Origin of the sequence: uncultured Marivirga sp. (assembly GCF_963974845.1) — a bacterium.
In the GTDB taxonomy this organism is placed as follows: Bacteria; Bacteroidota; Bacteroidia; order Cytophagales; family Cyclobacteriaceae; genus Marivirga; species Marivirga harenae.
On the sequence record NZ_CAXBEQ010000004.1, the window covers coordinates 324,695 to 349,879 of the forward strand.

24 protein-coding genes are annotated in these 25,185 nt (G+C 34.7%); 14 read left to right on the forward strand and 10 right to left on the reverse strand.

The genetic code is table 11. From position 1 onward, the window contains the following. The first annotated feature begins 87 nt into the window (after positions 1–87). The 3 genes from AAC601_RS11375 to AAC601_RS11385 are packed head-to-tail and all read left to right on the forward strand — an operon-like array spanning position 88 to position 2,235. Positions 88–1,095, forward strand: coding sequence for a histidine kinase (locus AAC601_RS11375; RefSeq protein ID WP_303269858.1), 1,008 nt, complete (start codon positions 88–90; stop codon positions 1,093–1,095). After that, on the forward strand, positions 1,092–1,862 hold the full coding sequence (locus tag AAC601_RS11380; RefSeq protein ID WP_340153325.1) for a LytTR family DNA-binding domain-containing protein: 771 nt from the start codon (positions 1,092–1,094) through the stop codon (positions 1,860–1,862). Before AAC601_RS11375 ends, AAC601_RS11380 begins: the two co-directional genes overlap by 4 nt. Before the next feature lie 10 nt (positions 1,863–1,872). Then, complete coding sequence (locus AAC601_RS11385) at positions 1,873–2,235, forward strand: hypothetical protein (protein ID WP_303269856.1); 363 nt, start codon at positions 1,873–1,875, stop codon at positions 2,233–2,235. Here AAC601_RS11385 and AAC601_RS11390 read toward each other — a convergent pair. Beyond that, a complete protein-coding gene (locus tag AAC601_RS11390) occupies positions 2,232–2,468 on the reverse strand; it encodes a hypothetical protein (protein ID WP_303269855.1) in 237 nt (78 codons plus the stop codon). The genes AAC601_RS11385 and AAC601_RS11390 overlap by 4 nt on opposite strands. Positions 2,469–2,511: 43 nt before the next feature. Here AAC601_RS11390 and AAC601_RS11395 point away from each other — a divergent pair, with 43 nt between their 5' ends. After that, positions 2,512–3,813 carry an MFS transporter gene (locus AAC601_RS11395; protein WP_340153326.1) on the forward strand — a complete coding sequence of 434 codons (1,302 nt, stop codon included), beginning with the start codon at positions 2,512–2,514 and terminating at the stop codon, positions 3,811–3,813. A gap of 90 nt (positions 3,814–3,903) precedes the next feature. Here the strand turns inward: AAC601_RS11395 and AAC601_RS11400 are convergent, their stop codons facing one another. From AAC601_RS11400 to AAC601_RS11410, 3 genes are all read right to left on the reverse strand, one after another. After that, positions 3,904–5,076: a hypothetical protein gene (locus AAC601_RS11400; RefSeq protein ID WP_303269853.1), complete on the reverse strand. Its 1,173-nt coding sequence runs from the start codon at positions 5,074–5,076 to the stop codon at positions 3,904–3,906. Positions 5,077–5,225: 149 nt separating this feature from the next. Next, on the reverse strand, positions 5,226–6,143 hold the full coding sequence (locus AAC601_RS11405; protein ID WP_340153327.1) for a glutaminase: 918 nt from the start codon (positions 6,141–6,143) through the stop codon (positions 5,226–5,228). A gap of 176 nt (positions 6,144–6,319) precedes the next feature. Beyond that, a complete protein-coding gene (locus AAC601_RS11410) occupies positions 6,320–7,261 on the reverse strand; it encodes an AraC family transcriptional regulator (RefSeq protein ID WP_303269851.1) in 942 nt (313 codons plus the stop codon). Positions 7,262–7,538: 277 nt separating this feature from the next. Here AAC601_RS11410 and AAC601_RS11415 point away from each other — a divergent pair, with 277 nt between their 5' ends. Beyond that, positions 7,539–9,062: an aldehyde dehydrogenase family protein gene (locus AAC601_RS11415; RefSeq protein WP_340153328.1), complete on the forward strand. Its 1,524-nt coding sequence runs from the start codon at positions 7,539–7,541 to the stop codon at positions 9,060–9,062. Between the two features lie 179 nt (positions 9,063–9,241). Beyond that, positions 9,242–9,634, forward strand: a complete 393-nt coding sequence (locus tag AAC601_RS11420; RefSeq protein WP_303269849.1) for a DUF779 domain-containing protein — start codon at positions 9,242–9,244, stop codon at positions 9,632–9,634. Between the two features lie 293 nt (positions 9,635–9,927). Here AAC601_RS11420 and AAC601_RS11425 read toward each other — a convergent pair whose 3' ends face one another. The 4 genes from AAC601_RS11425 to AAC601_RS11440 form a co-directional block, all read right to left on the reverse strand. After that, a complete protein-coding gene (locus AAC601_RS11425; protein ID WP_340153329.1) occupies positions 9,928–10,389 on the reverse strand; it encodes a hypothetical protein in 462 nt (153 codons plus the stop codon). Between the two features lie 18 nt (positions 10,390–10,407). Further along, positions 10,408–11,124 carry a VIT family protein gene (locus AAC601_RS11430; RefSeq protein WP_340153330.1) on the reverse strand — a complete coding sequence of 239 codons (717 nt, stop codon included), beginning with the start codon at positions 11,122–11,124 and terminating at the stop codon, positions 10,408–10,410. Positions 11,125–11,311: 187 nt separating this feature from the next. Beyond that, complete coding sequence (locus AAC601_RS11435) at positions 11,312–11,608, reverse strand: chaperone modulator CbpM (protein WP_340153331.1); 297 nt, start codon at positions 11,606–11,608, stop codon at positions 11,312–11,314. After that, on the reverse strand, positions 11,605–12,498 hold the full coding sequence (locus tag AAC601_RS11440; RefSeq protein WP_340153332.1) for a J domain-containing protein: 894 nt from the start codon (positions 12,496–12,498) through the stop codon (positions 11,605–11,607). The genes AAC601_RS11435 and AAC601_RS11440 overlap by 4 nt, the downstream gene beginning before the upstream one ends. Before the next feature lie 197 nt (positions 12,499–12,695). On the opposite strand from AAC601_RS11440, the gene AAC601_RS11445 reads away from it, so the two are divergent. The 4 genes from AAC601_RS11445 (at position 12,696) to AAC601_RS11460 (ending at position 15,671) form a co-directional block, all read left to right on the forward strand. Continuing rightward, complete coding sequence (locus tag AAC601_RS11445) at positions 12,696–12,944, forward strand: Rho termination factor N-terminal domain-containing protein (RefSeq protein WP_340153333.1); 249 nt, start codon at positions 12,696–12,698, stop codon at positions 12,942–12,944. A 339-nt stretch (positions 12,945–13,283) separates the two neighbouring features. Beyond that, positions 13,284–13,514: a hypothetical protein gene (locus AAC601_RS11450; RefSeq protein ID WP_303269843.1), complete on the forward strand. Its 231-nt coding sequence runs from the start codon at positions 13,284–13,286 to the stop codon at positions 13,512–13,514. 3 nt (positions 13,515–13,517) lie between these two features. Then, positions 13,518–14,636 carry a hypothetical protein gene (locus AAC601_RS11455; protein WP_340153334.1) on the forward strand — a complete coding sequence of 373 codons (1,119 nt, stop codon included), beginning with the start codon at positions 13,518–13,520 and terminating at the stop codon, positions 14,634–14,636. A gap of 6 nt (positions 14,637–14,642) precedes the next feature. Continuing rightward, a complete protein-coding gene (locus AAC601_RS11460; protein ID WP_340153335.1) occupies positions 14,643–15,671 on the forward strand; it encodes a hypothetical protein in 1,029 nt (342 codons plus the stop codon). A gap of 144 nt (positions 15,672–15,815) precedes the next feature. Here AAC601_RS11460 and AAC601_RS11465 read toward each other — a convergent pair whose 3' ends face one another. Further along, positions 15,816–18,845 carry an efflux RND transporter permease subunit gene (locus tag AAC601_RS11465; protein WP_340153336.1) on the reverse strand — a complete coding sequence of 1,010 codons (3,030 nt, stop codon included), beginning with the start codon at positions 18,843–18,845 and terminating at the stop codon, positions 15,816–15,818. After that, a complete protein-coding gene (locus AAC601_RS11470) occupies positions 18,845–19,906 on the reverse strand; it encodes an efflux RND transporter periplasmic adaptor subunit (protein ID WP_340153337.1) in 1,062 nt (353 codons plus the stop codon). The genes AAC601_RS11465 and AAC601_RS11470 overlap by 1 nt, the downstream gene beginning before the upstream one ends. Positions 19,907–20,499: 593 nt before the next feature. Between AAC601_RS11470 and AAC601_RS11475 the strand changes: the two genes are divergently transcribed. The 4 genes from AAC601_RS11475 (at position 20,500) to AAC601_RS11490 (ending at position 25,082) form a co-directional block, all read left to right on the forward strand. Next, on the forward strand, positions 20,500–20,733 hold the full coding sequence (locus AAC601_RS11475; protein ID WP_303269838.1) for a hypothetical protein: 234 nt from the start codon (positions 20,500–20,502) through the stop codon (positions 20,731–20,733). A gap of 70 nt (positions 20,734–20,803) precedes the next feature. Beyond that, positions 20,804–21,589 carry a GLPGLI family protein gene (locus AAC601_RS11480; RefSeq protein WP_340153338.1) on the forward strand — a complete coding sequence of 262 codons (786 nt, stop codon included), beginning with the start codon at positions 20,804–20,806 and terminating at the stop codon, positions 21,587–21,589. Positions 21,590–21,660: 71 nt separating this feature from the next. Continuing rightward, positions 21,661–22,443: a GLPGLI family protein gene (locus AAC601_RS11485; protein ID WP_303269836.1), complete on the forward strand. Its 783-nt coding sequence runs from the start codon at positions 21,661–21,663 to the stop codon at positions 22,441–22,443. Continuing rightward, a complete protein-coding gene (locus AAC601_RS11490) occupies positions 22,440–25,082 on the forward strand; it encodes a carboxypeptidase-like regulatory domain-containing protein (RefSeq protein ID WP_340153339.1) in 2,643 nt (880 codons plus the stop codon). Before AAC601_RS11485 ends, AAC601_RS11490 begins: the two co-directional genes overlap by 4 nt. The last annotated feature ends 103 nt before the right edge of the window (positions 25,083–25,185 follow it).

Genomic DNA, 25,185 nt, shown 5'->3' on the forward strand with positions numbered 1-25,185 from the left:
TGGGATTCGCTTCCCATCTTTTTTAAATTACATCCATGATTTAATAAAATCACATAGTATTATATTATATTTTTATAATTACTAGACATGTTTCAACACAAGTACAAATTTCTATTTATTGCGTTTTTAGCAATATATTCATTCCTTAATATAATTGTGTTGGAAGGAGATAGGCTTTTTCAAGCTGGCTTGCCTTATAATTATCTATTCTGGACGATTCTCGCTTTGACTTCAGCAGTTTGGATTTCTAATTTGTTAATTCAAAAATACTTATTGCAATATTGGTTGCAAATACACCCACTTCTGAAACAATTTGTAGCCAGCATCATATCAGTCGTCCTAATAAGCTTAGTTTCCGTTGAATTAACTGAATTGTTATTAGGTGATCCTTTTACTTTAACTAGACAAAACTTCTTGCTGACTTTTGCCTTTACATTCAGAGTAAATTTATTTCTGAATACATTAAATGCTATTTTTTTCTTTAACAGGAAATATAAAGAAAAAGAACTCGAAACAGAGAAGTTGAAAAGTATGAATCTAGGAAGCCAATATGAGAGATTAAATCATCAATTAAATCCACATTTTCTATTTAATAATTTAAATGCGCTGTCTACTTTAATGCATAATGATTTAAAAAAAGCAGATCTCTTTCTACAAAAACTATCTTCAATATATCGTCACATATCTCAAAACATAAATGAAGAGTTAGTAAGTCTAGAAGAAGAAATCTCGTTTTTATATGATTATATATCACTCTTGGAGATTAGATTTAAAGATTCTCTATTAGTTAATATCAAAATTGATGAGGGAGATAGTAAATTGTACATTCCTCCTGTAGTATTGCAACTCTTGATAGAAAATGTAGTAAAGCATAATTATTTTACCATCGAAAAACCTGTTAAAGTACAGATTAAACAGGAAAATAATAAATTGAAAATTAGCAATACTGTACAGGCAAAAACACAAGATGTAGATTCAATGGGCATCGGATTGCAAAACATTTCGGAGCGATATAAGTTTTTAGGGGAGTCGATTGAAATAAATCACGGCCAAGATAGATTTGAGGTCATTATTCCTTTAATAGAACTACAATGAATCTGTTAATTTTTGAAGATGAGCCATTAGCACAGCAACGGGTAGTGCAAATTATCCAAAAAACAAGACCTGAATGGGTAATTTCTGGCAAGGCTCAAAGTATAGCTGAAGCCAAAAATTTACTTCAGAATTGTTCTGATATTGATTTGCTAATCTGCGATATTCATTTGGCGGATGGTGAATGCTTTAAAATCTTTGAAAATGAGCATTTACAAATCCCAATTATCTTCTTGACAGCTTACGATCAGCATGCTCTGGAATCATTTAATCATTATTGCATTGATTATGTGCTCAAACCTCTACAGGAATCTCGATTGCTGCAAGCATTCGAAAAATACGAACAACTTTGCCTAAGAGAGGAAAAACTGGAACTTGAAAGCAATGTTATTCAATCTGTCATCAAACAGTTATCAGTTAGAAACTATAAGCAAAGATTCTTGACCAAAGTGGGTAGTAAAATGCTTTTTAAGGATATTCATGAAATTGCTTATTTCTATGCAGAAGATAAAATCGTTTATTTGAAGGAGATTGGAACCACCAAAAAATACATCATCAATTTTAGTTTAGATGAATTGGAGAAGAATATATTAGATCCATCTCAGTTTTATAGAATCAACCGCTCAATAATCGTTAATTTAGCAGCTTTGGTGGAGATGAAGACTTATCACAATGGTAGACTAAAACTACATGTTAAATCTTCTGATGATCTGGATTTAATAGTGGCGAGAGAAAGAGTAGGACAGTTTAAAGATTGGATAAATCAATAATTTTTTAATCATGATGAAATACATAATAATACTATGTGCTTTTACTTTTTTAAATCTTAGTTTTATTCAAGCACAAGAGTTTTCTAAACAAGAATTAGATTCCATCAAAAGAGAAATATTTACGATTAAAAGTGATGTGAATCAAATACAGCTTCAATTGTCAGATGCTAAAAAGACATTGAAAACAGGAATTTTTGTAGCCACTCTTGGTTATACAGTAACCATTATCGGTGGTCAATTGCTAGGTACAAACCCTGAATTAGGAGAAGCACTGCTATATACCGGAGGGGCTATTGGAATAGGGGGAACCATAGTGCTAGTGAATGGATTCAATAAAATCAGCTTAAGTAAGCCGAAGAGGAGGATTGATTAGCTCAAAGCAACTTCTCCCCAATCAGCGTGCATTTCATCAAAACGTTGCATCACTTTTTTAATAAAGTCTTCAGAAATTAGGCTTTTCAGTGCTGCTACATCTGCCACTTCATATTCGTCAATTTTGAAGGTTTGTTCATATAAACCTAATTCAAATTTCACTAAATATTTTTCATTCCATTGGAACAAACTGATTTTACAAAAGTTGTTTGGAAATTCACCTATTACCCTCATTATTCTTATTTTTATTTATTGCAAAGTTAAGTCTTAAATATTCATGACTAAATTAAAGGAACAATTTTACGATTTTTTAATAGAAGAAGATGAACCAAGGGCTTGCAAAGCTATTCCTGAGGAAGCCTGCACAAATGTTCCAAAGAACTTTACGCTCAATATAGCCAATGGAACATTAACAAAACTGGCAGAAAAAATTATTAGCCCAAACCTAACTTTAGCTTGGATCATGGATTTTTTTGGTGCTTCTTCTGCTATGATAGGTGCCTTGGTTCCTATAAAAGATGCAGGTTCATTATTACCTCAATTGGCTGTTTCTGGTAAGATAAGGTCATTTTCAATCAGAAAGAATTTCTGGGCAATCAGTGCCTTGGTGCAAGGGTTTTGCTGGTTGGCTGCGGCTGGTCACATTTTCTTTGGTGATGAGAAAACCTTTCCGATGGCAATGCTAGTGCTTTTAGCGGTTTTTAGTGTAGCAAGTGGTGTGGCTTCTGTAGCCTATAAAGATGTGATCGGTAAAACTATTCCGAAAAATACCCGCGGACAAATGCTGAGCTATCGTTCTACTTTTGGCGGAATACTAAGTCTGATTGCTGGGGTAGTTTTAGTGTTTTTCATACAAGAAGAAGCTGATAAATCCATTTATGGGTTCATGTTTCTGTTTGCTGCTGCCTTGTGGCTTATAGCTTCTATTCTGTTTTTCATGATTCAAGAAGAAAAAGGAGCTACTGATGGAGGTAGAAATCCCTTGCAAGAAGTTAAAGCTGGAATAAAACTGATAAAAGAAGAAACGAATTTCAGAAATTTTCTTTTTACTCGAGCGCTGTTAATGGCGGTTCCACTATTGCAGCCCTTCTATGTTTTGGTTGCCAAAGATATAGGCAATCCTGACTGGAGTTTGATAGGATATTTGATTATAGTAAATGGATTAGCAAATGTATTGAGCAGTCCAATTTGGGGTAAAATAGCGGATCAATCCTCAACTCGTCTAATGCGTATTTCTTCCATGATTGCGATCGGTGGAGGAATTTTTGCCTTAATGTTTTATTTTGCTACTGATTGGAATCTAGGGTTTTATGCTTTTTTGCCTGTTTTTTTTATTAATGGTATCGCCTACAGTGGAGCCAGATTAAGCCGAAAGACTTATTTGGTAGATTATGCTCCTGATGGCAATAGGGCTACCTATGTTTCAGTAGCCAATACTTTTATTGGGTTGTTCACCTTAGTGGCAGCTGGCTTTGGCGTAATAGCTGAATTGTTCGGACTTCCAGCCCAAATTATCTTTTTTATGAGCTTGTTGGTTCTGGCAGTTATTTTGAGTTTTCGGTTGAATAAAGTTCAATAAGTTAAAATAAAAATCAAATAATTTAGATCATTTGGGTAAATTAATTTTTTATTTGGTTTTGCTTTCCACATTTTGATCGAACTAAGATATTTAAATACTTAGTCCGATAGAAAATGTCGATCCCATAAGTGCTGGATTTATTTCTGTGAATATATATCTGTTCTTTATTTTAACTTTAAATCCAGTTCCTATAGTTACTTTCGGAAAGAAAAAATAATTCATACGCTTTCCAATTTCCTCAAATTCATCAACAATTATTGAAGATGATCCATATATACACAATCCTATACCAGCATATACATAAGGTATTATCAGTCTTGTCTTGCCTTGATAGTGCACTCCAAATGGAATAATATTGAAGATATGGTTATCTTTTTCATAGGCAACCACATTCCTATTTCTAACAGGCTTTTTTTCTCTGATGATAGCTCTATATGTTAAACCTACTAAAAATGAAAATTTATTAGTACGTTCAATCTTCATCTTCCTTCTCAAAATTGATGCTCTAAATTGGCTTTGGCCAGAAAAATTTCTTACTGGGGCACCAATTGATATATCATAAAGAAATTTTAAGTTTTCTTCATATTGAAAGGGAGGATAATAATAATCGAAATACGAATTATATTTTGATATCACTTTGGAAATTTTTCTTTCAGAGTATCTTATTTTTTTTAAACCATTTGGTATGTTTCCATCTAACAAGAAATTTATCGCACCGAAATATTTAGCTTTATCAAATGAATAGTTTTTTCCTTTTTCTTTAATAATTTGTTCTTCATCTTTCTTAATATGTGCAAATTTCAGATTTTCATTGTTTCTAAGTAAAAAATCAGGATTAATTCGTTTTTCCCTCAATATCCACATATCAATTTTTCCACCTAGTTTTTTTTTGGCAAAAACATATGAAGAATCTTGCGTACCGTCTGCTATTTTAAATCTTTTGAAATTCCGTCCATTATCAAATCTGAATGCTGAAAGCTCTGAACTTTCAAATGTCTTAAAATCAACCTCGGAAAAATCTTTCTTGAAATTAATAGAATGTATTAATTCAGCATCAGTTTTGCTTTCAATATATCCATTTATGGTATCCTTATTGTTTTTTACAATGTATCCGGGTAAAAAGTCATTTTGCCCTATTAGATTAAATGAAATATGAAGAAGTATTAATGAAAGAACTATGACCAACTTATTTGACATGAAAAAATAATAAAATTTTAGGTTAGTAACTTTTGTAAACATAACGCATTTAAATTTTTCTGTCAAATAAATCAATACTATTGAAAGCTATCACCTGCTTTTTTTGTTATTCAGTTACTATTAATTTTTGTCTTTATAATTCAATAAGATAAGTCATTGGAAATTGAAATTATTCGTTCTTAGCAAAGATAAATACTTGATTTTATATGTTTAGATTAAAATATAGACATTTCCGTATGAGTTGTAAACAACTCCAAGGCATGCATACCTTTGGCCGAATTTCCTTTCTCATTCAACTTCGGACTCCAGACCGCAATGCTAAATTCACCAGGGTAAACTGCTGCAATTCCACCGCCAACACCACTTTTTCCAGGAAGCCCTACTCTAAAAGCAAATTCACCGGATTCATCATAGAAACCGCAGGTAAGCATCAGTGCATTGATTCTTTTAATTTGATTTCGTTCTAAGAATAGAGTGCCATCCGGTGCGCATTTTCCGTGCTGAGCAAATAGCTGGAAACACCATGCCAATTCCACACAATTCATATCAATTGAGCATGTATAAAAGTAAAAATCTAAAACATCTTCTGGATTATTGTGAATGTTTTTAAAGCTTTTAATGAAGTTGGCCATAGCTACATTTCGATAGCCCATGCTTTTCTCAGACTGAAAAACGGCTTCATTATATTGAATTTTATCTGTCCCCTGAAGGTCATGGATAAATTTTAAATATTCTGCTTTGGGGTCTTCCAGTTCAGACAATAAAATATCGCAAATCACGATTGCCCCAGAATTAATAAACGGATTTCTGGGAATCCCTTCTTCATGCTCTAATTGAACTAGAGAGTTGAAAGGATCACCTGATGGCTCAACATCCACTCTATCCCAGACTTTATCGCCAATACATTGAATGGCCATGCTGAGGGTAAAGACTTTGGAAATACTCTGAATAGAGAACCTTTCTTGATAATCCCCTGCATTATAGGTTTCACCATTGACGAATTGAAGGGAAACACCAAACTTATACGGATCAATTTTAGCCAATTCAGGGATGTAGGAAGCCACTTTTCCGGGGGTCTGAACGGAATTTACCGTGTGTAAGATATCATCGAGTATTCTGTTGTAGTCTTCCAAATTAATGTTTTTGTTTCTTCCTTATTACGGTTGGAATGCTGATGAGATACAGAGAATTGTTCAAATTCGATATTCGCTTTTATTTCAATATTTTAGTTGGCGTCCAAAAGCAGCTATTCCTCGTTTATAAAGAAAATTCTTAAAATAAGGAGTTTCCAACTCGCGATTAAATTATTCTAATTCAAAATTGAGCCAGCCCCATTGTTTTTTTTAAATGCAGAAGGAGAAACCCCCTCTTCTTTTTTAAAAGCACTGGTAAAATGAGATAGGTTTTCAAAACCTGAGTTAAAACAAGCTTGCGTTATACTACAATCTGGTTTTTTTAGCCATTTTTTTGCCAATTTTATTCTTTCAGACAGTACATACTGACCGGGAGTAATGCCAAAGGCTTCTTTAAACTTTTTGAAAAAAGTTGCTCTACTCATGCAGGCTGCATTAGCCAAGCGATCAAAATCTATTTTCTGATTGATTTTATTTTGAATAATATGGATAGCATAAGCCAAAGGATGATGAGTTGCTAATGCTTTAGGAGCTGAAGTGAAGACATGACGCGCCTGCGTTTGCATCAAGCGAATAATCATTTCTTTCATGGCCAAATCCACATATAAATCTTTGGTCGTGCTATCCTCTGTCCTGGAAATTTTTATGATTCTATCCACCGTATTAATCAACTCCTGATTATTGATGATATGATGGATACTAGGGTCTATTTGCCATTGCTCTTTTTGCAGCACTTTCGGATGTTTTTCATTCAACATGTCCAAAGTAAAATCAATAAGTTGTTGAGAAATAGCTAGGGCGATGCATTGAGTGGGTTGTCCTACCTTGGCTTCTGGGAAATCTATTTCCATCACCTCATTTGGGCCCACAATAACGGATTCACCTGGCAGATAATCAAAAGCTTCTTTATTTTCTAAATGCATTACTTTTTTACCTCTAAGCATGGACGTGAATACAAAATCGTTGAAGACTAATTTAACATCTTTTGCTTGCTGATGGGTTTCGAATACATTCAATTCACAACTATCGTAGGTATATGCAGTACGGTTCTCTACTAAAGTAAAAAGGGAATTCTCATTTCCTAAAGGGACTTGGTATGGGCGAATGGCTTTGTTCATATCGTTTTTTCTATAAAGAAATGTCGGATTTAGGTTTAAAATGGTTGGTGTGCCATCAACCATGGATTCTACGCTGGTCGGTGTGTCACCGACCAGAATCAGGAATAAACAATCCTATCAGTTCTCATTTGAAATTAAAGTAATACAGCTCTACAATTTAGTGAATTTTATGATATTCTAAAAATCAGATGGAAAGCAAAATGATTCATACTCTTAACAAAATTTTAAAGAATTAAAAGTATGAAATTACATTTAATTAGAAATAAAACAAAAAGCTATGGAAACGTTAGAAAAAACTCAAAAAACGGTAGATCGTCCTACCTTTAAGGCGCAGTACGACCACTTCATTGGTGGAGAATGGGTAAAACCTGCAGATGGAGAATATTTTGATAATATCAGTCCAGTTGATGGCAAAGCTTTTACCAAAGCAGCCAGAGGAACAAAGGAGGATGTTAACAAGGCAGTAGATGCAGCGCACAAAGCATTTGCCACTTGGTCCAAAACTTCTGCTGCAGCTAGAGCTAATGTGCTCTTAAAAATTGCCGATATAATAGAAGAGAATTTAGAGATGTTGGCAAGAGTAGAAACCATTGATAATGGAAAAGCACTGAGAGAATGTAGAGCAGCAGATTTACCACTTTGCGTAGATCACTTTAGGTATTTTGCAGGTGCCATTAGGGCGGATGAAAGTTCAATTTCCGAGCATGATGAGCATACGGTCAGTATTAATTTGCAAGAGCCACTAGGAGTAGTGGGTCAAATTATTCCCTGGAATTTCCCTTTATTAATGGCGACTTGGAAGATAGCGCCTGCTTTAGCGGCAGGATGCTGTACGGTGGTAAAACCAGCAGAACAAACGCCCACTTCTTTAATGGTATTGATGGAATTGATTCAGGATGTGGTGCCAGCTGGGGTATTGAATGTGGTGACAGGTTTTGGACCTGAAGCAGGAAAGCCATTGGCTCAATCTGATAGAATATCAAAAGTAGCCTTTACAGGTGAAACCACAACAGGTCGTTTGATCATGCAATATGCTTCTGAAAATCTAATTCCGGTTACAATGGAATTGGGTGGGAAATCTCCAAACATCTTTATGAAATCTGTAATGGATAAGGACGATGAATTCTTGGATAAATGTATAGAAGGAGCCGTAATGTTTGCCTTAAATCAAGGGGAAGTTTGTACTTGTCCGTCAAGAATATTAGTCCATGAGGACATAGCTGATGAATTCTTGAAAAGAGTAGTGGAACGTACAAAAGCTATTAAAATGGGACATCCCTTGGCTGAAGATACCATGATGGGCGCTCAAGCATCCAATGATCAATTTGAGAAAATTCTTTCCTATTTGGATATTGGGAAGCAAGAAGGTGCAGAAGTACTATGTGGAGGTGAAAAAGCAGGATTGAATTCTGGCCTAGAAAACGGCTATTATATCCAACCTACCATCTTCAAAGGCCATAATAAAATGCGCGTTTTCCAGGAAGAAATTTTTGGTCCTGTGACTTCAGTCTGCACCTTCAAAACAGTGGAAGAAGCAATTGAAATAGCCAATGACACCATGTACGGATTAGGTGCGGGATTATGGAGTAGAGATGCTCATGAGCTGTATCAAGTGCCAAGAGCGGTAAAAGCAGGTCGAGTTTGGGTGAATAACTATCATGCATATCCTGCTCATGCGCCATTCGGAGGATACAAGAAATCAGGTTTCGGTAGAGAGAATCACAAAATGATGTTGGATCACTACAGACAAACCAAGAATATGTTGATTTCTTATGATAAGAATAAATTAGGTTTCTTTTAGGAAATAGTTCATAGTAATAAGTTGTGGGTTGCCAATAGGGAAACTTATTTGCAGCCCATAACTTTTTTGTTTCCTGCTAAAATTAATCTGTGAGACTGTCCCCTTGAGGGGACTATAGGGGTGTTTCTTGGAAAGAGCAGTCATAATACTTATAAGCTAATACCTAAAACCCAATAATTATGGAAAGAGTAACAATAAGCGACAGAGCGATAGAAACAATAGATGAATTAAGAGATAGATTTGGCGATTTAATGTTTCACCAAAGTGGTGGATGTTGTGATGGCTCTTCACCCATGTGCTTTGAAAAAGGAGATTTTAAAGTAGGAGGAGGAGATGTCTGGCTTGGGCAAGTATATGGTTGTGATTTTTTCATGAGTAAAGATCAGTTTGAATATTGGAAGCATACCCATCTTACCTTAGATGTAACAGAAGGCAGAGGTTCTAGCTTCTCACTGGAAATCCCGATGGGCATTCGGTTCATGATTCGCTCACGAATCTTTACTATGGAAGAACTGGAAAATTTAGAACCGATTATGACAGGAGAGGAGTATTTGGAGGCAGATGCTAAATAAAATACCGAAATCCGCCCAATCCAATTCGTACTTTATTCCTTCGCAGGGAGGGATCTATTGATTTTAAACCTAAAAAAAAATCTTAGCAAAACTGCTGCACAACTTCCCTCGCAGTTCTTCATGTTTAATATTTTAGCAAAGCAGTCACATAGCTTGTTGTTTTCTGCTTAATACAATCTGTGAGACTATCCCCTCGAGGGGATTATAGGGGTGTTGTTTGAAGGAGCTTTTAAAGTATTTTTGCCCATTTTTAGTGATTTAGATAGTATTAAGTAGTGGAAACTAAAAATGACTTATTTACTTTCCAGAGAAGCTTCAGTTCTTATTTCAGAATGTCTGATTTCTCCTCCTGTGGTACCTGTTTTCTGAGCATAGAAAAGGACCAGAAATGTAAAAGCTATGGTGATAAAACTAATGAACTTGGAATAGGATTTGTTTTTCAGATTTGCCCAAATTCCCACTAGAGCAATGCCTCCAAGAATATAGAGTAATGTAGCGAACGTTTCTGCATTTTCTTCATGCGCTTCAATAAATCTATGCTCTATACCTTGCAATTCTTCTACTATCTCTTCGGCTTCTTCTCCACTTGACATAGCGAAAAATGCAGTTATTGCAGCTAAAATGAAGAAAAGGTACCCTGCCCTCTTCAAAATTTCAGCTTTAAATATAAAGCCTGAAATCATAAGTATTACCCCTATAATTGGAATAATAATGGGTAAATGATTTACTATTAAATGAAAATGTGCATCGTTCATAATTGTGTGTTTTTATATTTATAAAATATTGACTCCAAAAAAATATCCTACTGCGGCAGTTAATCCCATCGCTATAGTCCCCCAAAATGTGATCCTTAAAATAGCTTTTATTACGTTCGATCCTCCTGTCCTAGCAGCTAGCCCTCCTAAAAGAATCAAGAAAAACAGAGCAGACCCATAAAGCGAATATTCCATTGCTTTTAAGGGCAAAAAAAGTGTCACGACAAGAGGTAACATACCACCAAAAGTAAAGGCGGCCCCGGAAGCCAATGCCGCTTGAATTGGTTTTGCTTGACTTATTTCATTAATGCCAAGTTCATCCCGAACATGGGCTCCCAGAGCATCGTGTGCCGTCAATTCTTTAGCTACAATTAAAGCCGTTTCTTGTTTTAGCCCCCTTTTTTCATAAATCTCAGCTAACCTTTGTAATTCAATATCCGGCATTTCTTCTAATTCTTCCTTTTCTCTTTGGATATCTGCTTTTTCAACATCAGTTTGAGAGCTAACAGATACATACTCACCAGCTGCCATCGATAGAGCACCTGCCACTAATCCTGCAAGCGTAGCAAGTACTATTGGATCTCTAAGATCGCTAGCTGCGGCCACTCCAATTGCAAGGCTGGCAGTTGACAGAATACCATCATTTGCTCCTAGCACCGCAGCTCTCAACCAATTGCTTCTGTGGATATAGTGGTTGTCTAAATAGGTATCAAGGGTTTCTTCTTTTTCCTTCATAGTTTTGGCTTCAATTTTTCAGTTCTGAAATGCTGCTTACGTCAGCTTCAATCAAGTAGCAGCTTTTAATATGCCTTATTTAGTACTGCCTTCAGACATACCATCAATTTAAGAATATTTCTCAAATGAGAGTGCAAAGGAGGTATTAAATTCCAGTTGTTGAGATGTTATTTGTCAGCAATATGCTTTACTCATTTTCATAAAGTCTTAGTCTGTTTCTAAGATTGTTTAATTCGTTTTTCAACTCCCTTTCTTTATCTAGCAAATTAAATACAATATCAATGCCTTCAAGATTTACATTTAGTTCGTAATGGAGCCTTATTATTTTTTCCAATATTCCTAATTGTTCTTGATGGATATATTGATTATGCTCAATGATTTCAACTTGAATAAGATCCATAGTATTCAACGCATCTATAAAAGATATTTCAATATTGTAATGAGTACAGAGTGTTTCTGTCGATATTAAATTATGCTCATTCATTTTTTATGAAGTTTTTGTAGTTCTTTAAATAGCTCAATCTCTTTCTTACTTAAATTGGTTGGGATTTTAATATGATAGGTGATGATTAAATCACCGAACTTCCCTTCACTTTTATAAACTGGAAAGCCTTTTCCTTTTAGTTTAACTTTAGACAGATTTTTGGTCTCTGGCTTAACTTTCAGTTTAACCTTGCTATCAAAAGTATCAACTGTAATTTCTCCTCCTAAAATGGTGGTATATAAATCCACTTCTACATCTTTATACAAATTCTGTCCTTCTCTTTTGAAATTAGTGTCATTATTGATCACAAATTTCAAGTACAAATCACCGTTTGGACCGGCATTGATTCCAGGGCCACCTTTGCCTTTGATTTTAATTGATTGGCCATTTTCAACCCCGGCAGGAATCGTTAAGCGTATTTTATTTCCATTAACTGTAAGAATCTGCTTTTGTGTGGTATAAACATCTGTTAAATTCAAATGTAGTTCGGCATTGAAATCATTTCCTTTGAATTTAGGGGTGCCCCCAAATCCTGAGTGTGAGGCGCCACCCCCAAACATAGATTCGAAAAAATCTGAAAAATCTCCACCGGAAAATCCTTGAGAGCCAGCTTGCTGCTGTGATCGACTGCTATATTGTCTCTGAGCCCTTTCTTGCTCCTCACCATGTTTCCAATCTTTACCGTATTTATCATACTTCTTACGGTTTTCAGCATTGCTTAAGACTTCATTTGCCTCGTTAACCTCTTTAAATTTCTTTTCCGCTTCCTTGTTGTCAGGATTAACATCTGGGTGATACTTTCGAGCTAGTTTTCTGTACGCACTTTTAATTTCTTTTTCCGTTGCAGTCTTCGGAAGTCCTAATATTTTATAGTAGTCGATGAATGCCATTTTTTAGTAGGTTTATAGTGTAATTAACGTTTTTTTGCGGTAAGAGTATAGCTTTTTTCAATATTGTTTTGGCTTTTTGGGGAGCGAAAAGCAGTTACAAATTACAGCATTGATGCGGCCGATCTGAGCGCGAACCTTAGTAAAAAATGTAACTTCAATCGATCGAGGAAGTTTATACTTATAAAACTAGAATGATTATGCCTAAAAATGATATGTCATCGATCAAAAATGAAGAACAATATGAAGCCCTTCGAGATAAGGGGATGAGCAAGGAAAAAGCAGCCAGAATTGCCAATACTTCAGATTCAGGTAAAAAGGGTGGGCAAGCTCCTCCCTATGAAGAATGGACAGTGGAAGAGTTGCAAGACCAAGCCCAAAAAGTGGGGATCGAGGGGCGTTCAAAAATGAAGAAAGAGGAATTGATTGAAGCGCTTAGGAATAGTTGAGCCTTGTCGGTAGGTGATAGCAATGATTCGCAGATTACCATTTTTATTGATAATAATTTTCGGTCTGTGACCTTCTGTAATGACCTAATAGATCATGACGCTTGATTCCCCCTTTGGGGGTTAGGGGGCTAACTTAAAATACACCAAAGGCACAAAATACAAAGCCGTAAAAGTACCAATAGTCAAACCGCCCATTACTGTTTGTACTAAAGGTTTTTTGTGTTATACTTTCAATGTTTATGCATTTCAAGTGAAAGTTATATCAGTAGCAAAATATCAGCTGTGTAATTTTTTGCTATTATTATTATTATTATTGTGCTTCAACAAAAATAAACTATTATGAAAAAATTATTAAAACCATTTATTCTATTAGCAACTATTGCTCTTATGACTATTGCTTTTTCAGCCGAGGCTGGGGAAAAAAGTGGAACTATTCAACATGCGCATTATTTTGCTGCTGATGGGAGCTATGTTGGTTCATCCGCATATAGCTCTTGTGATTCTTGTGGTTGGTTGAGGGATATTTTCGGCTGCAATTGTCAAGCAGGCTATTTAACTTACACTCGATAGTATATGAAACTTGATAAGTTTATAAGGGGTATTGTTAATTTTAGCAGTATTCCTTTTTTGATTTTAACCTTTAGTTGTAATAGTCAGGAGCACAGAAGTAATGAGTCATTACTTGGGGATTTTCGGATTAGTAGCGATATAGGTTATCAGATTATTTCAACTAAAAACTTAGACTCATCGAACGTGAAGTTTAGAGACCTTACTTTTCAATATCATAATAACAGAAATAAAGTCTTTTTTTATGATAAACATGGTCAAAAACAATTAATATATAATCTTTCATCAGATTCCATTGATGTAATTAGTAGAGACACCTATATTGAAACTCCCTTTTTTCCGACTTCAGTAACAGAAAATGACTCGATTCAATATGTTTTATATCTACATCAATTCACCATTGCTAAAGTAAAAAAAAATAGTGATTCGGTCTCTGCAATTGCTCTTGATGATTTTTCAGAACAATCGATTCATTCGGATACTCATCGGTTTGAAGTATTGGAAAATGGAAGCTTTATAATACCGACTGCAATTAATGTACTTAGTGATTTAGGTTATTATCAACAAAATCTAGATAAGGGATTGGATGAAATAATGGAAGAGCAGCACCTTTTTCATTTATTTGGCGAATCTGGTCAGTTGCTTAAGACATTTGGTAAATTTCCTCAGTCTAATTATGTCACAGAACCTAGCCTGCCATTCAACCCACATTATATGTATGTTGTTAAAGATGGATTTATATATGTTACTTTTCCCATGGGACAAGAATTATATAAATATGATTATAATGGGAATTTAATTGATTCAGTTAATATCGAATTGCCTGAATTTAATTATTCAATTAACCCAGGTCATTGGGGGAATGATGCGAAAATTGGACTAGGAATTGAAAAAGATTCCAATCAAGAGATATTATATTTCCATACTATAAATCATATCAATGATAATAAAATAAGACATTTTATTTATAAGATAAATTTATCTGAAAAAGTATTGGAATTTGGAGAAATAATGAATGGAAATAATTACATGATGCCTTATGTATACAATGATTCAATCAGCTTTCTGAAAAAATATTTCATGGAAGAGAAAAGAGAGATTGTAACAATGAAGTTAACGAAATAATTTATTTTGAGAGGATATTCACTTTTAGCCTTATTAATAACCTTTTTATCATCAGATTTAGCTTTTACTCAAACTATCTCCGTTAAATCAATAAGCGATGAAGATACTCAAGTTTTAGTGAGAGAAGGATGGCAGTTGGTTTACAGTACGGATCAAGTGAGAATTGTGGATTTTGACATTAGCCGTAGTGGCTTGATAATTTCAACAATCGTGGATGGTGAATATCATTTAATTTTATTAAACAAGGAACACTTAGTTCAGAAAGATAAGAGGATAGCAAAAGTAGATAAATTGAGAGTGGCTTTTCCTTATTTTTTTAATTCCGGTAACCAAAAAGTTTTTGGTCCCTGCGATAAGTTGTATTTTGAAATAGATATGGATAAATATAAAATAAATAGAAGAAGATATCCTTTCAAAATTAATAGACGGCCTTTTATACAAATAGGGGAGGGCTATGATACATATTATAAACAAGATTCTTACTATAAAACAAAGAGCAAAGATTTTGGGGCTGTGACTGAATTTGATAGAGTTAAAAAAATTCAATATCAATACCTATTGGATTACAGCTTATCAGAGCCTGATACATTATATGAAATCTCATATGATACTGATATGATGATATTTAGTTCAGTATATCCATTTCTCCAATTTGAAGTTTTAGAAGATAAAGGTTTACTATATATATTGGATAATCAAAATGGGGTTTTATCTCATTTGGATAATAGTGGGAGGATTCAGGAAGTTAATCTTGCAGAATTTGATATTCAAAAGTCAGGTTTATTTAGATCATTTACTTTTAATTTAGAAAAGGATATTTTCTCAGATCAAGTCTATTTGATTTGTACACCATATGGTAAAGATAACGATAGTAAAATATTTAAAATTAGGTATGATGGAAATTTAGAAATAATTAAAAATGAAAAATTAAAATCTATTTCTTCATCTTCAAAAATTCATAATGGTAAGGTATACGATATATTTAAAATTAAGGAGTCAAGGAAAACCGCTGTTTATTCTATTGGAATAGAATAGTAAGAAACACTTTTCCTAATTGCTTTTTTTAGGTTTGAATTTTTTTTTCAAAACCTGACTTTCAGTACTGACCTAACTTCCAGCTACCAACTTTTTACTTTTTCATAGCCTCTTTAACACCTATTTACCTAATCACGTAAAAACTTAGTCATCTAAGAATCTCCGCACTTGATAGTACACCAAAGGCACAAAATACAAAGCTGTAAATGTCCCTATAGTCAAACCGCCCATTACAGCCAGGACAAGGGGCTTTTGTAATTCTGCTCCCAAACCACCTGAGAGCAAAACCGGACTCAAGGCCAAAAGGGTAGTAATTGAAGTCATTAGAATCGGCTTCAGTCTGATTTTACCAGCCGAAAATATAGCTTCATAGATGCTTTCTTTATCCTTCTTTTCTAAATTTTTGATGTTGCGATTCATGGTATCTACTTTCAAAATTGCATCATTCACCATAATTCCGAGCATCACCACCATCCCTATGGCAGACATGATATTGATACTGCTTCCGCCTAGCCAAAGCACAATCATTGCCCCCATAATCCCGAAAGGCAAAGTAAAAATCACAATTAAGGGTTGCCAAAAGCTTTCAAACTGAGCTGATAGAATGAAATACAATAAGACTACCGAAATCAACAATATAAAAGCTAGTTCTTTCAAATTTTCTTGGTCTGAAAAATACCTTCCTGATATTTTCTGAATCAAACTGTTTTGGCTAGCCCACTGGTCGATATTGGAGACCAATTCTTCCTGATTAGTTTGCACAACATCTTCTGTTAAGTTAACTGAGAAATAAGTACCCGAGACATCTGCCGTAATCTTTTTCAATCTGTTGCCCCACTCATATTCTACAAAATTGCGCAAAGCATAACTTCTGCCTTCGCTGTTACGAACTTTGGCCGTTTTCAACAAATCTTCAAAAGCTTTTTGGTCGGTTTCCAAAACCACAGGCGTAATAATGGCAAATTGCTTCAATTCTGAAATTTTATAATTGCCCAAGACCCTTTCCAATTGACTGATAATTTGCTCTGGCCTAATGCCGTATTGCAATAGTTTGGGTTGTTTGATGGTCAAAATCATACTACTTTCTTCCTCTAATGAAGGACCTAATTGAAAATCATCAGTTGGGAAACTTTCCAAAGTTGGCTTGATACTTTCTGGATCAGCATTTTTCAAGCCAGGATCTTGCCACTGCACCCTGAAATAGGGTTCATCACTCGCAAAGAGCATATCAAAAGCATTTTTAGCATTCGCTGTTTCAAAAGACGCTTTAGAATAGGATTGCTTTACACGATTGCCCAAAACATCTAGGGTCTCGTTTTTGATATCCTCATTTTTAAATTGCAAATAGATTAGACTTTCCTGCAGCTCGGCATTTTCTAAGCTTAATAAGTATTCCGGAATACCAGCATCAGTTTCACTAAATTGGAATTGAGAATCGAGTGATTGTAGTATCTCTTTCGTTCTGCTAGCATTTTCTAGAACATCTATCGGTTCATTCCAATTGATTTTTACTACAGCATCCGTTCTGGTGATGTCGGGCAAGCCTTTTTGTTCCAAACTCCACAAAGACCACAGCCCCAATGGAATAATCAAGAAAATAAGGATAAAGCTTAAGGGCTTATTTCGGAACGACCAGTGATGTGATTTCTCAAATCCACGAATAATACTTTTAAAAAATCGGCTGTCCTCCTTCTTAAAATCCTTTTTCTTTTCAAAGAATAAACGATAGAGTAGGGGGAGCAAAACAAAGGAAACGCCTAAAGAAACCGTCAAAATAATGCCTACAGATACGGCTTGATCAAAGAACAGAACACCACTTACGCCACTTAAGAAAATCAAAGGAACAAAAACGGCTAAAGTGGTCAATACCGAACTGATCAATGCGCCTCGAACTTCTCCAACCCCTGCCACACAAGCATCCAAAAGGTTGAGGCCTTCCATGCGTTTTCGGCTGATGTTTTCCAATACGATAATGGCATTGTCAATTAGCATTCCCAGCCCTAGTGCTAATCCACTTAAAGAAATGATATTGATACTCAATCCAAATATTTCAAAAAACAGAAAGGATAAAATCAGTGACAATGGTAAGCTAATTCCCATAATCACAGGCAAGCGAAAAGAACCCATAAAAAGGAAGAGTACTGCAAAAGCAAATAGCCCTCCGAATAATAAACTACCTTGCAAATTATTGATACCCGCTTTTAAGAAAATGGATTGATCTTGCGTGATCGCAATCTCTAGAGTTGGGTAGTCCTTCCTAAATTGAACGATGGATTTTTCAATTTCCGGCATTAATTCTGTCATCACTGCTTGTGGTTGCTTGTGAATGTTCATCACAATGCCTCTATTTTGATTGAAGAAATGAAATCCGCTGACCTTCTCCTCTGCGGTTTTTACTTCTGCCAATTGGCGAATAGGAATATATTTATCCTCATTGATTCTGACAGGAATAGACGCAATATCTTCCGCATTATTTAATCTGCCGGCCATGCGCATATAGTACTGGTATTGCCCATCTTTTACTTCTACTCCGCCCAATTCTTGATTAGCCGATTGAATGGCTTGAGCAATGGCTTCTATTTCTAATCCTGCTCTTTCTAAAGCTTTGAGATCGGGAATGATTTTGATTTGTTCATCTACAGTTCCGTTTAAATCAACCAAAGAAATTCCTTCAATTTGCTCAATTCGCTTTTTTATGACATTTTCTGCCAGTCGTGAGCTTTCTACCATATTGGCTTCATCTTTCGGAATCAACTGAACTTTGGCTATCGGGATATCGGTGTAATTCACTCTTATCACCCTTGGTCGGGACATATCAGCAGGAAATTGATCCGTCAGTCGGTCAATTTTCTCATTGACTTCCACAAAAGCCAAATCCATTCGCTGCCCATAGTTAAACCGTAGGCGAAGCAAGCCATTTTCATTTGATGCTGTAGATTGTAAATCAGACAAACCCTGCATGGTAGCCAAAGATTCCCGCATGGGCTTGAGAATGTTATTTTCTATAGCTTCGGGAGAGGCATTGGCATAATCGACTCTGATGGCCATTTCAGGTACATCAATATCGGGTAAAAGAGAAACAGGTCTATTGAGCCATGCCAACACGCTTAATCCAATAAGCGCAACGAAAGTCATGATGACGGCTATAGGCCTTTGGATGAAATAGCGGGTCATTATTTATCCGAATTTTGAATGCTGATCGGGGCATCATGTGCCAACTGCAAGTTGTTATTGGTAATCACCACCGTTCCGGCTTTTATGCCATCCGTGATTTCTACCATTTTGCCATTATCATATCCGAATTCCACATAATTCCATTTTGCCAAATCCTTTTCCACTGAGAAAACAACCGGCTTTCCAGAACGCAATACCAAGCTGCCTTTCGGCACTTGCAATCGTTCGCCTTTCGGTATTCTAATCTCTACTTCTACGTTCATTCCCGGCCAAAGGGCATGTTCTCCTTTTAAGAGGATCTGCGTTTGCACCAAACCGTTTTCATCTACTTTAGGGTTGATGCTGTAAACCTCGCCTGTAAAACTTTCATCCATTGCCGGATTTCGAATTGCTGCAGGCATAGCTTCTTTAAGGTTTAAAGCTTCCGATTCCAATAAATTGACTTCCACTAAAAGGCGGTGGTTAAATTCAGCGAATAATTCATCCCCAGCTTTCACACTTTTACCTTTGAAGGCTTGGACATCATACAAAGTGCCGGAAAATGGGGCTCTAATCACTGTTTTCTGAAGTGCCAATTGAGCTTCTTTAAGTTGAATGCTGCTTTCTTGCAGGCCGCTCCCTATTTTTAGTTTTTGATACAGACTGTCCTGCTCAGGATTATCTTGAGCCAATAATTTTGGGAAACCGATAAGGCTATTTTCAAATTCTAGTTTGGCTTTTTCATACTTAATTTCGGCCGATTGCAATTGTAATTGTGCTTCTTCAGGCTTTAGACGAACTAAAACTTCTCGCTCACTTACTTTTTGACCTGATTTTATATTGGCTTCTAGAATAGTGCCGTTTGTTTCAGCTAAAATTGTGACATCCTTATGCGCTTTCACTTTACCAGCACTTTCAATTAACAAATAGAAAGGGGTATATATGGCTGTATCTACCTTTACCATGGTATTGGGAGGTGCGTTTTTTACGTTTTCGGTAGCCGTTTTTTCATCTATTTTTTCTTCGCTATTACAGGCGAAATAAAAAAAGGGGATAAGTAGAAAGAATAAGTTTTTTGACATATTGATTTTGGTTCAAACTTAAAGCTACTATATTGCTAGTTTATAATCAAAGAAAATTGGTTTAAACTAAATGAAATGTTTTCTGCTATTAGTTTATCTCCTTGTTTTTATATGCGGGTTTTTAATAAGAAATCATATGTACAAATAGAGCCATTATTTGAATATTTAAACCTACTATATAATTAGGTTGAATTAACTAAAATAGTCATATATGCTCGCTAAAACTCCTCTAATTGTTATTAGATGAAAGAATTAAGATTTATTTCTAGGGATCAGACCGAAATTGTAATATTTTCATAGAAGTATAATTATTTAAATAAGCTTTTAGTTTGTGACAAAAACTAATGTAATAAGTTTTGCTTTTTCGTTTTTTTTTTTTGATTTACAATATCAACTCAGTATTACTATAAAATGTAGTAACTGATTCTAAACAGCACCCGCTAGCAAAAGCTGTTTCGAGCAAAACCTGCAGAGTGAAGAAATTTGACTTGTCCCACCTTATTAGGCCTTTGGTTGTTCAAGAAAGGTTTTTTTCATGATTTAGTATTTAGGGTTGGTGTTTAATTTATTTTTAACCTTAAAATTTATATATTATGAAAAAGTTATTTTTCAGTTTGGTAGGAGGTCTTATATTAACCTCTATTTCTTCCATGGCAAATTCTGATATTAAACCTGCTGAGGAAATGAGAACAACCTGTGCTTATGTTACTTTATCTTGTGGTGTTGAAGGACCTGTCTGTGGAGAGAATCAAGCAAACCTTGTGAGAAACATTGAATGGGCACATAATTATTTTTGTGAAGGTGGTCGAGAAAAAAAGCTGAATTAATATAAACCTTAACAGGCTAGTGAGTTTCACTAGCTTGTTTTATTACTTTAACAATTTCACCTTATTTAAAATGAAACATACCTACTTAATACTTAAATTGATTTTCCTTTCAGGTTTTTCCTCTGAAGTTATCGCACAATCTAGCTTTAAAGCTACTTATGAGCTTATCCATCAACCAGATTCTACTAATAGTAAAAACAAGGAATCAGAGATGTTTTTGTTATATGCCAACAATGAAATGTCTCAATTCTTAAGCCATAATAATGCTGTAAGAGATTCATTATTTTTAGAGATTCATGAAGGTAAGATGAGTAATGAAGAATTAGTTCAGAGAACACTTGAAGCACCCAGGACAAAGACTAAATTGAAGGTTAATAAGGTCTATGGGGAGTCCAAAATGGAAATTCTTCAGGAGATGATGACAAATCTCTACAGATACTATCAGCCACTTAATCTAATGAAATGGACGATTGGTAATCAAACAAAAAAGATAAATGGCTATCAATGTCAAAAAGCTACCGCATATTATGCAGGTAGGGATTATATAGCATGGTTTGATCCGGAAATAGCTATTAGTGACGGCCCTTATAAATTCTATGGTTTGCCGGGACTCATTATATCTGTCTACGATACCAAAGAGCATTATAAGTTTGATCTGGTCGGTTTGGAAAAAGGAAATTATGAAATTAAGAGAAATCTGCTAAATGAGGATTATCAATTACTTACCCAGCAAGAATACAAGCAAATGACGAAAAATTATGAAGCCAATTCCGAAGCCATGGCCAAAAGACTCTTTTCTCAAATGAGTGGAAAACCAAAGAAGTCTTCAGCCAATAATCCTATTGAGCTGGAATAGAATAATGATTAGTCCTATTTTAGTAAGTATTTATTATATTGGAATATTCAACCAAATTAAGACTTTAAAGTATGAAAGTTTGCTTTCTCTTCATTACTGTATCGTTCCTAGCTCAAAATATGACACCTCTGGCTCAAACTAGCTTTAAAGCCACTTATGAGCTCATCTATCAACCAGATTCCACAAATGACAAAAATATAGAGTCGGAGACATTTTTATTATATTTCAATAATGAAATGTCTCAATTCTTAAGTTATAATAATGCGCTTAATGATACTTCCTTTCTGGAAATTCAGAAAGGAAATATGACCACTGAAGAGGTAGTTCAAAATGCTTTGGCAGCACCACGAGTAAAAACTCATTTAAAAGTGAATAAAATCTATCAAGAGTCTAAGATGGAACTTTTAACAGAAATGATGGCTAGACTATATAAATATTATCAGCCACTAAATTTGATGGATTGGACTATTGGCAATCAAACTAAAAAGATCAATGGCTATCAATGTCAAAAAGCTACCGCATCTTATGCAGGTAGAGATTATATAGCATGGTTTGATCTGGAAATAGCTATTAGTGACGGCCCTTATAAATTCTATGGTTTGCCGGGACTTATTATATCTGTTTATGATACCCAAGAGCATTATAAGTTTGATCTGGTCGGTTTGGAAAAAGGAAATTATGAAATTAAGAGAAATCTGCTAAATGAGGATTATCAATTACTTACCCAGCAAGAATACAAGCAAATGACGAAAAATTATGAAGCCAATTCCGAAGCCATGGCCAAAAGACTCTTTTCTCAAATGAGTGGAAAACCAAAGAAGTCTTCAGCCAATAATCCTATTGAGCTGGAATGAGAATATTTTTTACCATAATAGTTTTTTTCAGTATTGGTTTAACCAATGCTTATGCACAATTCAAAATTTTTGGTAAAGTTGAAAATGAAAGAGGAGAATTGCTCATAGGGGCATCTGTTTTATTGAAAAATATGAACAGCGCCAAAATTATAGATTTTGGTATAACCGATAAGGATGGCAATTATCAAATTCCCATTGACTTGGCAGATAGTGTAACATTAGAAGTTTCTTATATCGGGTATAAAAAGTCCAAAAAGTCAATCTTTGTGGACGCTTCAAGGGAGATTAACTTTGAAATGATAGAGGATGTGGTGGAGTTAGATGAGGTGAAATTAAAAGCACCTCCCATTATTGATTTTGGAGATACCATCAATTATTCTGTCAATGCATTTAAAAGCCAGCAGGATAGAGTGATAGCCGATGTATTGCGAAAATTACCGGGCATATCAGTGGATGGTGATGGTCGTGTAAGCTATATGGGAGAGCCTATCGAAAAATATTATATTGATGGACTTGACCTATTAGAAGGTAGATATAATTTAGCCAATAATAATTTACCGGCAGATGCAGTAAGCGATGTTCAAATATTGGAAAACCATCAACCGATTAGAATTTATGATAGTTTGGTTTTTTCTAATAAAACTTCATTAAATATTAAGCTCAATAAAAATGTCACACTAACCGGGAGTGGGAAATTGGGCGGAGGTTTAAGTCCGGCTTTATGGGGAGCCAACGTCAGTCCGATGTTATTTAATAGGAAACAACAAGTGATAGCTTCTTTTCAATCAAACAATACTGGTAATAATCTAGAAAGAGAACTGCAATCCTTTCGATCTTCTAGTTTAAATTTTGGACGAAAAGATTATCTCCTGGAAGTTCAATCTATTAACCAACCTCCATTTAATGAAAAATTTTGGTTAGATAATCAATCGCACTTGGGAAGTATTAATTATTTGAGAAAAGTCAATGAAAAATGGGAGATAAAAGGCAATATTAATTACTTGGATGCAGTGAAAGTACTAAATGGCAGTACAGAAACCCAAATATTTACACCCAATGATAGCATTCAGTTATCAGAGAATAAGAGAAATGAGTTTAATTCAAATGTTATAAAGGGGGCACTATTTTTAGAGAAAAATATAAGTAGTAGCTATTACAAACAGAGCATTTCCATTAATTCTACTGTAGATAATAAATTTGGTTCACTTAATCTTACCAATCAGTCAGATTTTAATCAGGATTTAGATCAGTCTCATTTATGGATTCGGAATGATATTTTAGCAATTAAAAAGGTTTTTAATTCTTTGATTACTTTTAAATCCAGTTCTAATTATATCAAAAATAGTGAATTACTCAGTGTCAATCCTGCGGTTTTCTCGAATGTAATTGGGAATGCTCCAATAGCTATCCAGCATCTGAATAAAGATATTTTGGATACAAAAAATAAAATGAGCATGTCAAAAAAGTTCGGACGATTATTAGTGAATCCTGAGATGGGATTTAACCTATCATCAGAGGACTTAAATTCAGAAATTAATGCGGAGAATGAAAGTGAAGAGTCTTCAGATTCCTTAAGATCAAATGATTTGAGCTTAATTAATCTTTCTCCTTATTTAAATATTAAGACAGAATATGCATATAAAAAGTGGATTCTGACTTTTAACCTCCCTTTGTTTTACAGGAACTTCTGGATTAAAGGCAATGGTTTAGCTACTCAAGAAAACAATTTTACTCGTTTAAATCTCGAGCCTGAATTCAATGCGCACTACGAATTCAACAACTTTTGGAAAGCAAATTTCAATGCAGCAATCAAAAATGAATTTGGCAATGCAAACAGAATTCACAGTGGGTATATTTTAAGATCTTATCGTAATTTATTGAGGTTTGAAACGCCTCTGGAAGAAATTCAATCACAAACTATTGGTGGAAATATTCAGTATAGAAATCCTATTAAAGCATTTTTCTGGACATTTCGCTACAGATATGGCCTGATGAATTCCAACATTCAAGAAAGCTACAATTATTCCGTAGAAGGAGCTTCCATTGTTAATACATTGGAAGATGAAATTAATTCAACCAGACAAATGGTATCCATGGACATAAGCAAGTATTTCAATGCCATTAAGACTACTTTTTTTGCTAATTCGAATGCCATGCAAATGCGGAGTCCAAGAATTTTGAACGGTAGCATGACAGATGTTGAAAATAGCAATTTTAATTATAGCGTAGGAGCAAAAGGTTCTCTGACTTCCTTTATAGAATATGATTATACTTTTCAACAAGATTTTTTTTCCAATGAACTTAATGAAGTAAGTGCCAATTTTTTAAGAAGAGAAAAGCATGAGCTTTTATTAGACGTGTTTGCAAGTGAAAGTCAATATTTCAGAGGCCAATATCAGGTCAATAATAATTTTATTTCAGGAGAGTATACAGGATTTAATCAATTTTTAAATTTATCATACAATTACATCTTTAATAAGATAGGCCTTGACTTAACCTTCGAATGTAGGAATCTATTGAATAATCAAAACTATATTTCAGTATTTGCAGATGCTAATATTTATGTGCTTAACCAATTTCAAATGAGACCAAGACAGTTTTTGTTGAGCGCTCAATTTTCTTTGGGTAATTTTGATTAGTGATTTTAAATATTTTTGATAAACTTAAACTCTAGTTTACCCCTTTCTCATCACCATTAATTCCTATCTTTACCCTTAATGACCCCGTTTCGTATAATTATCA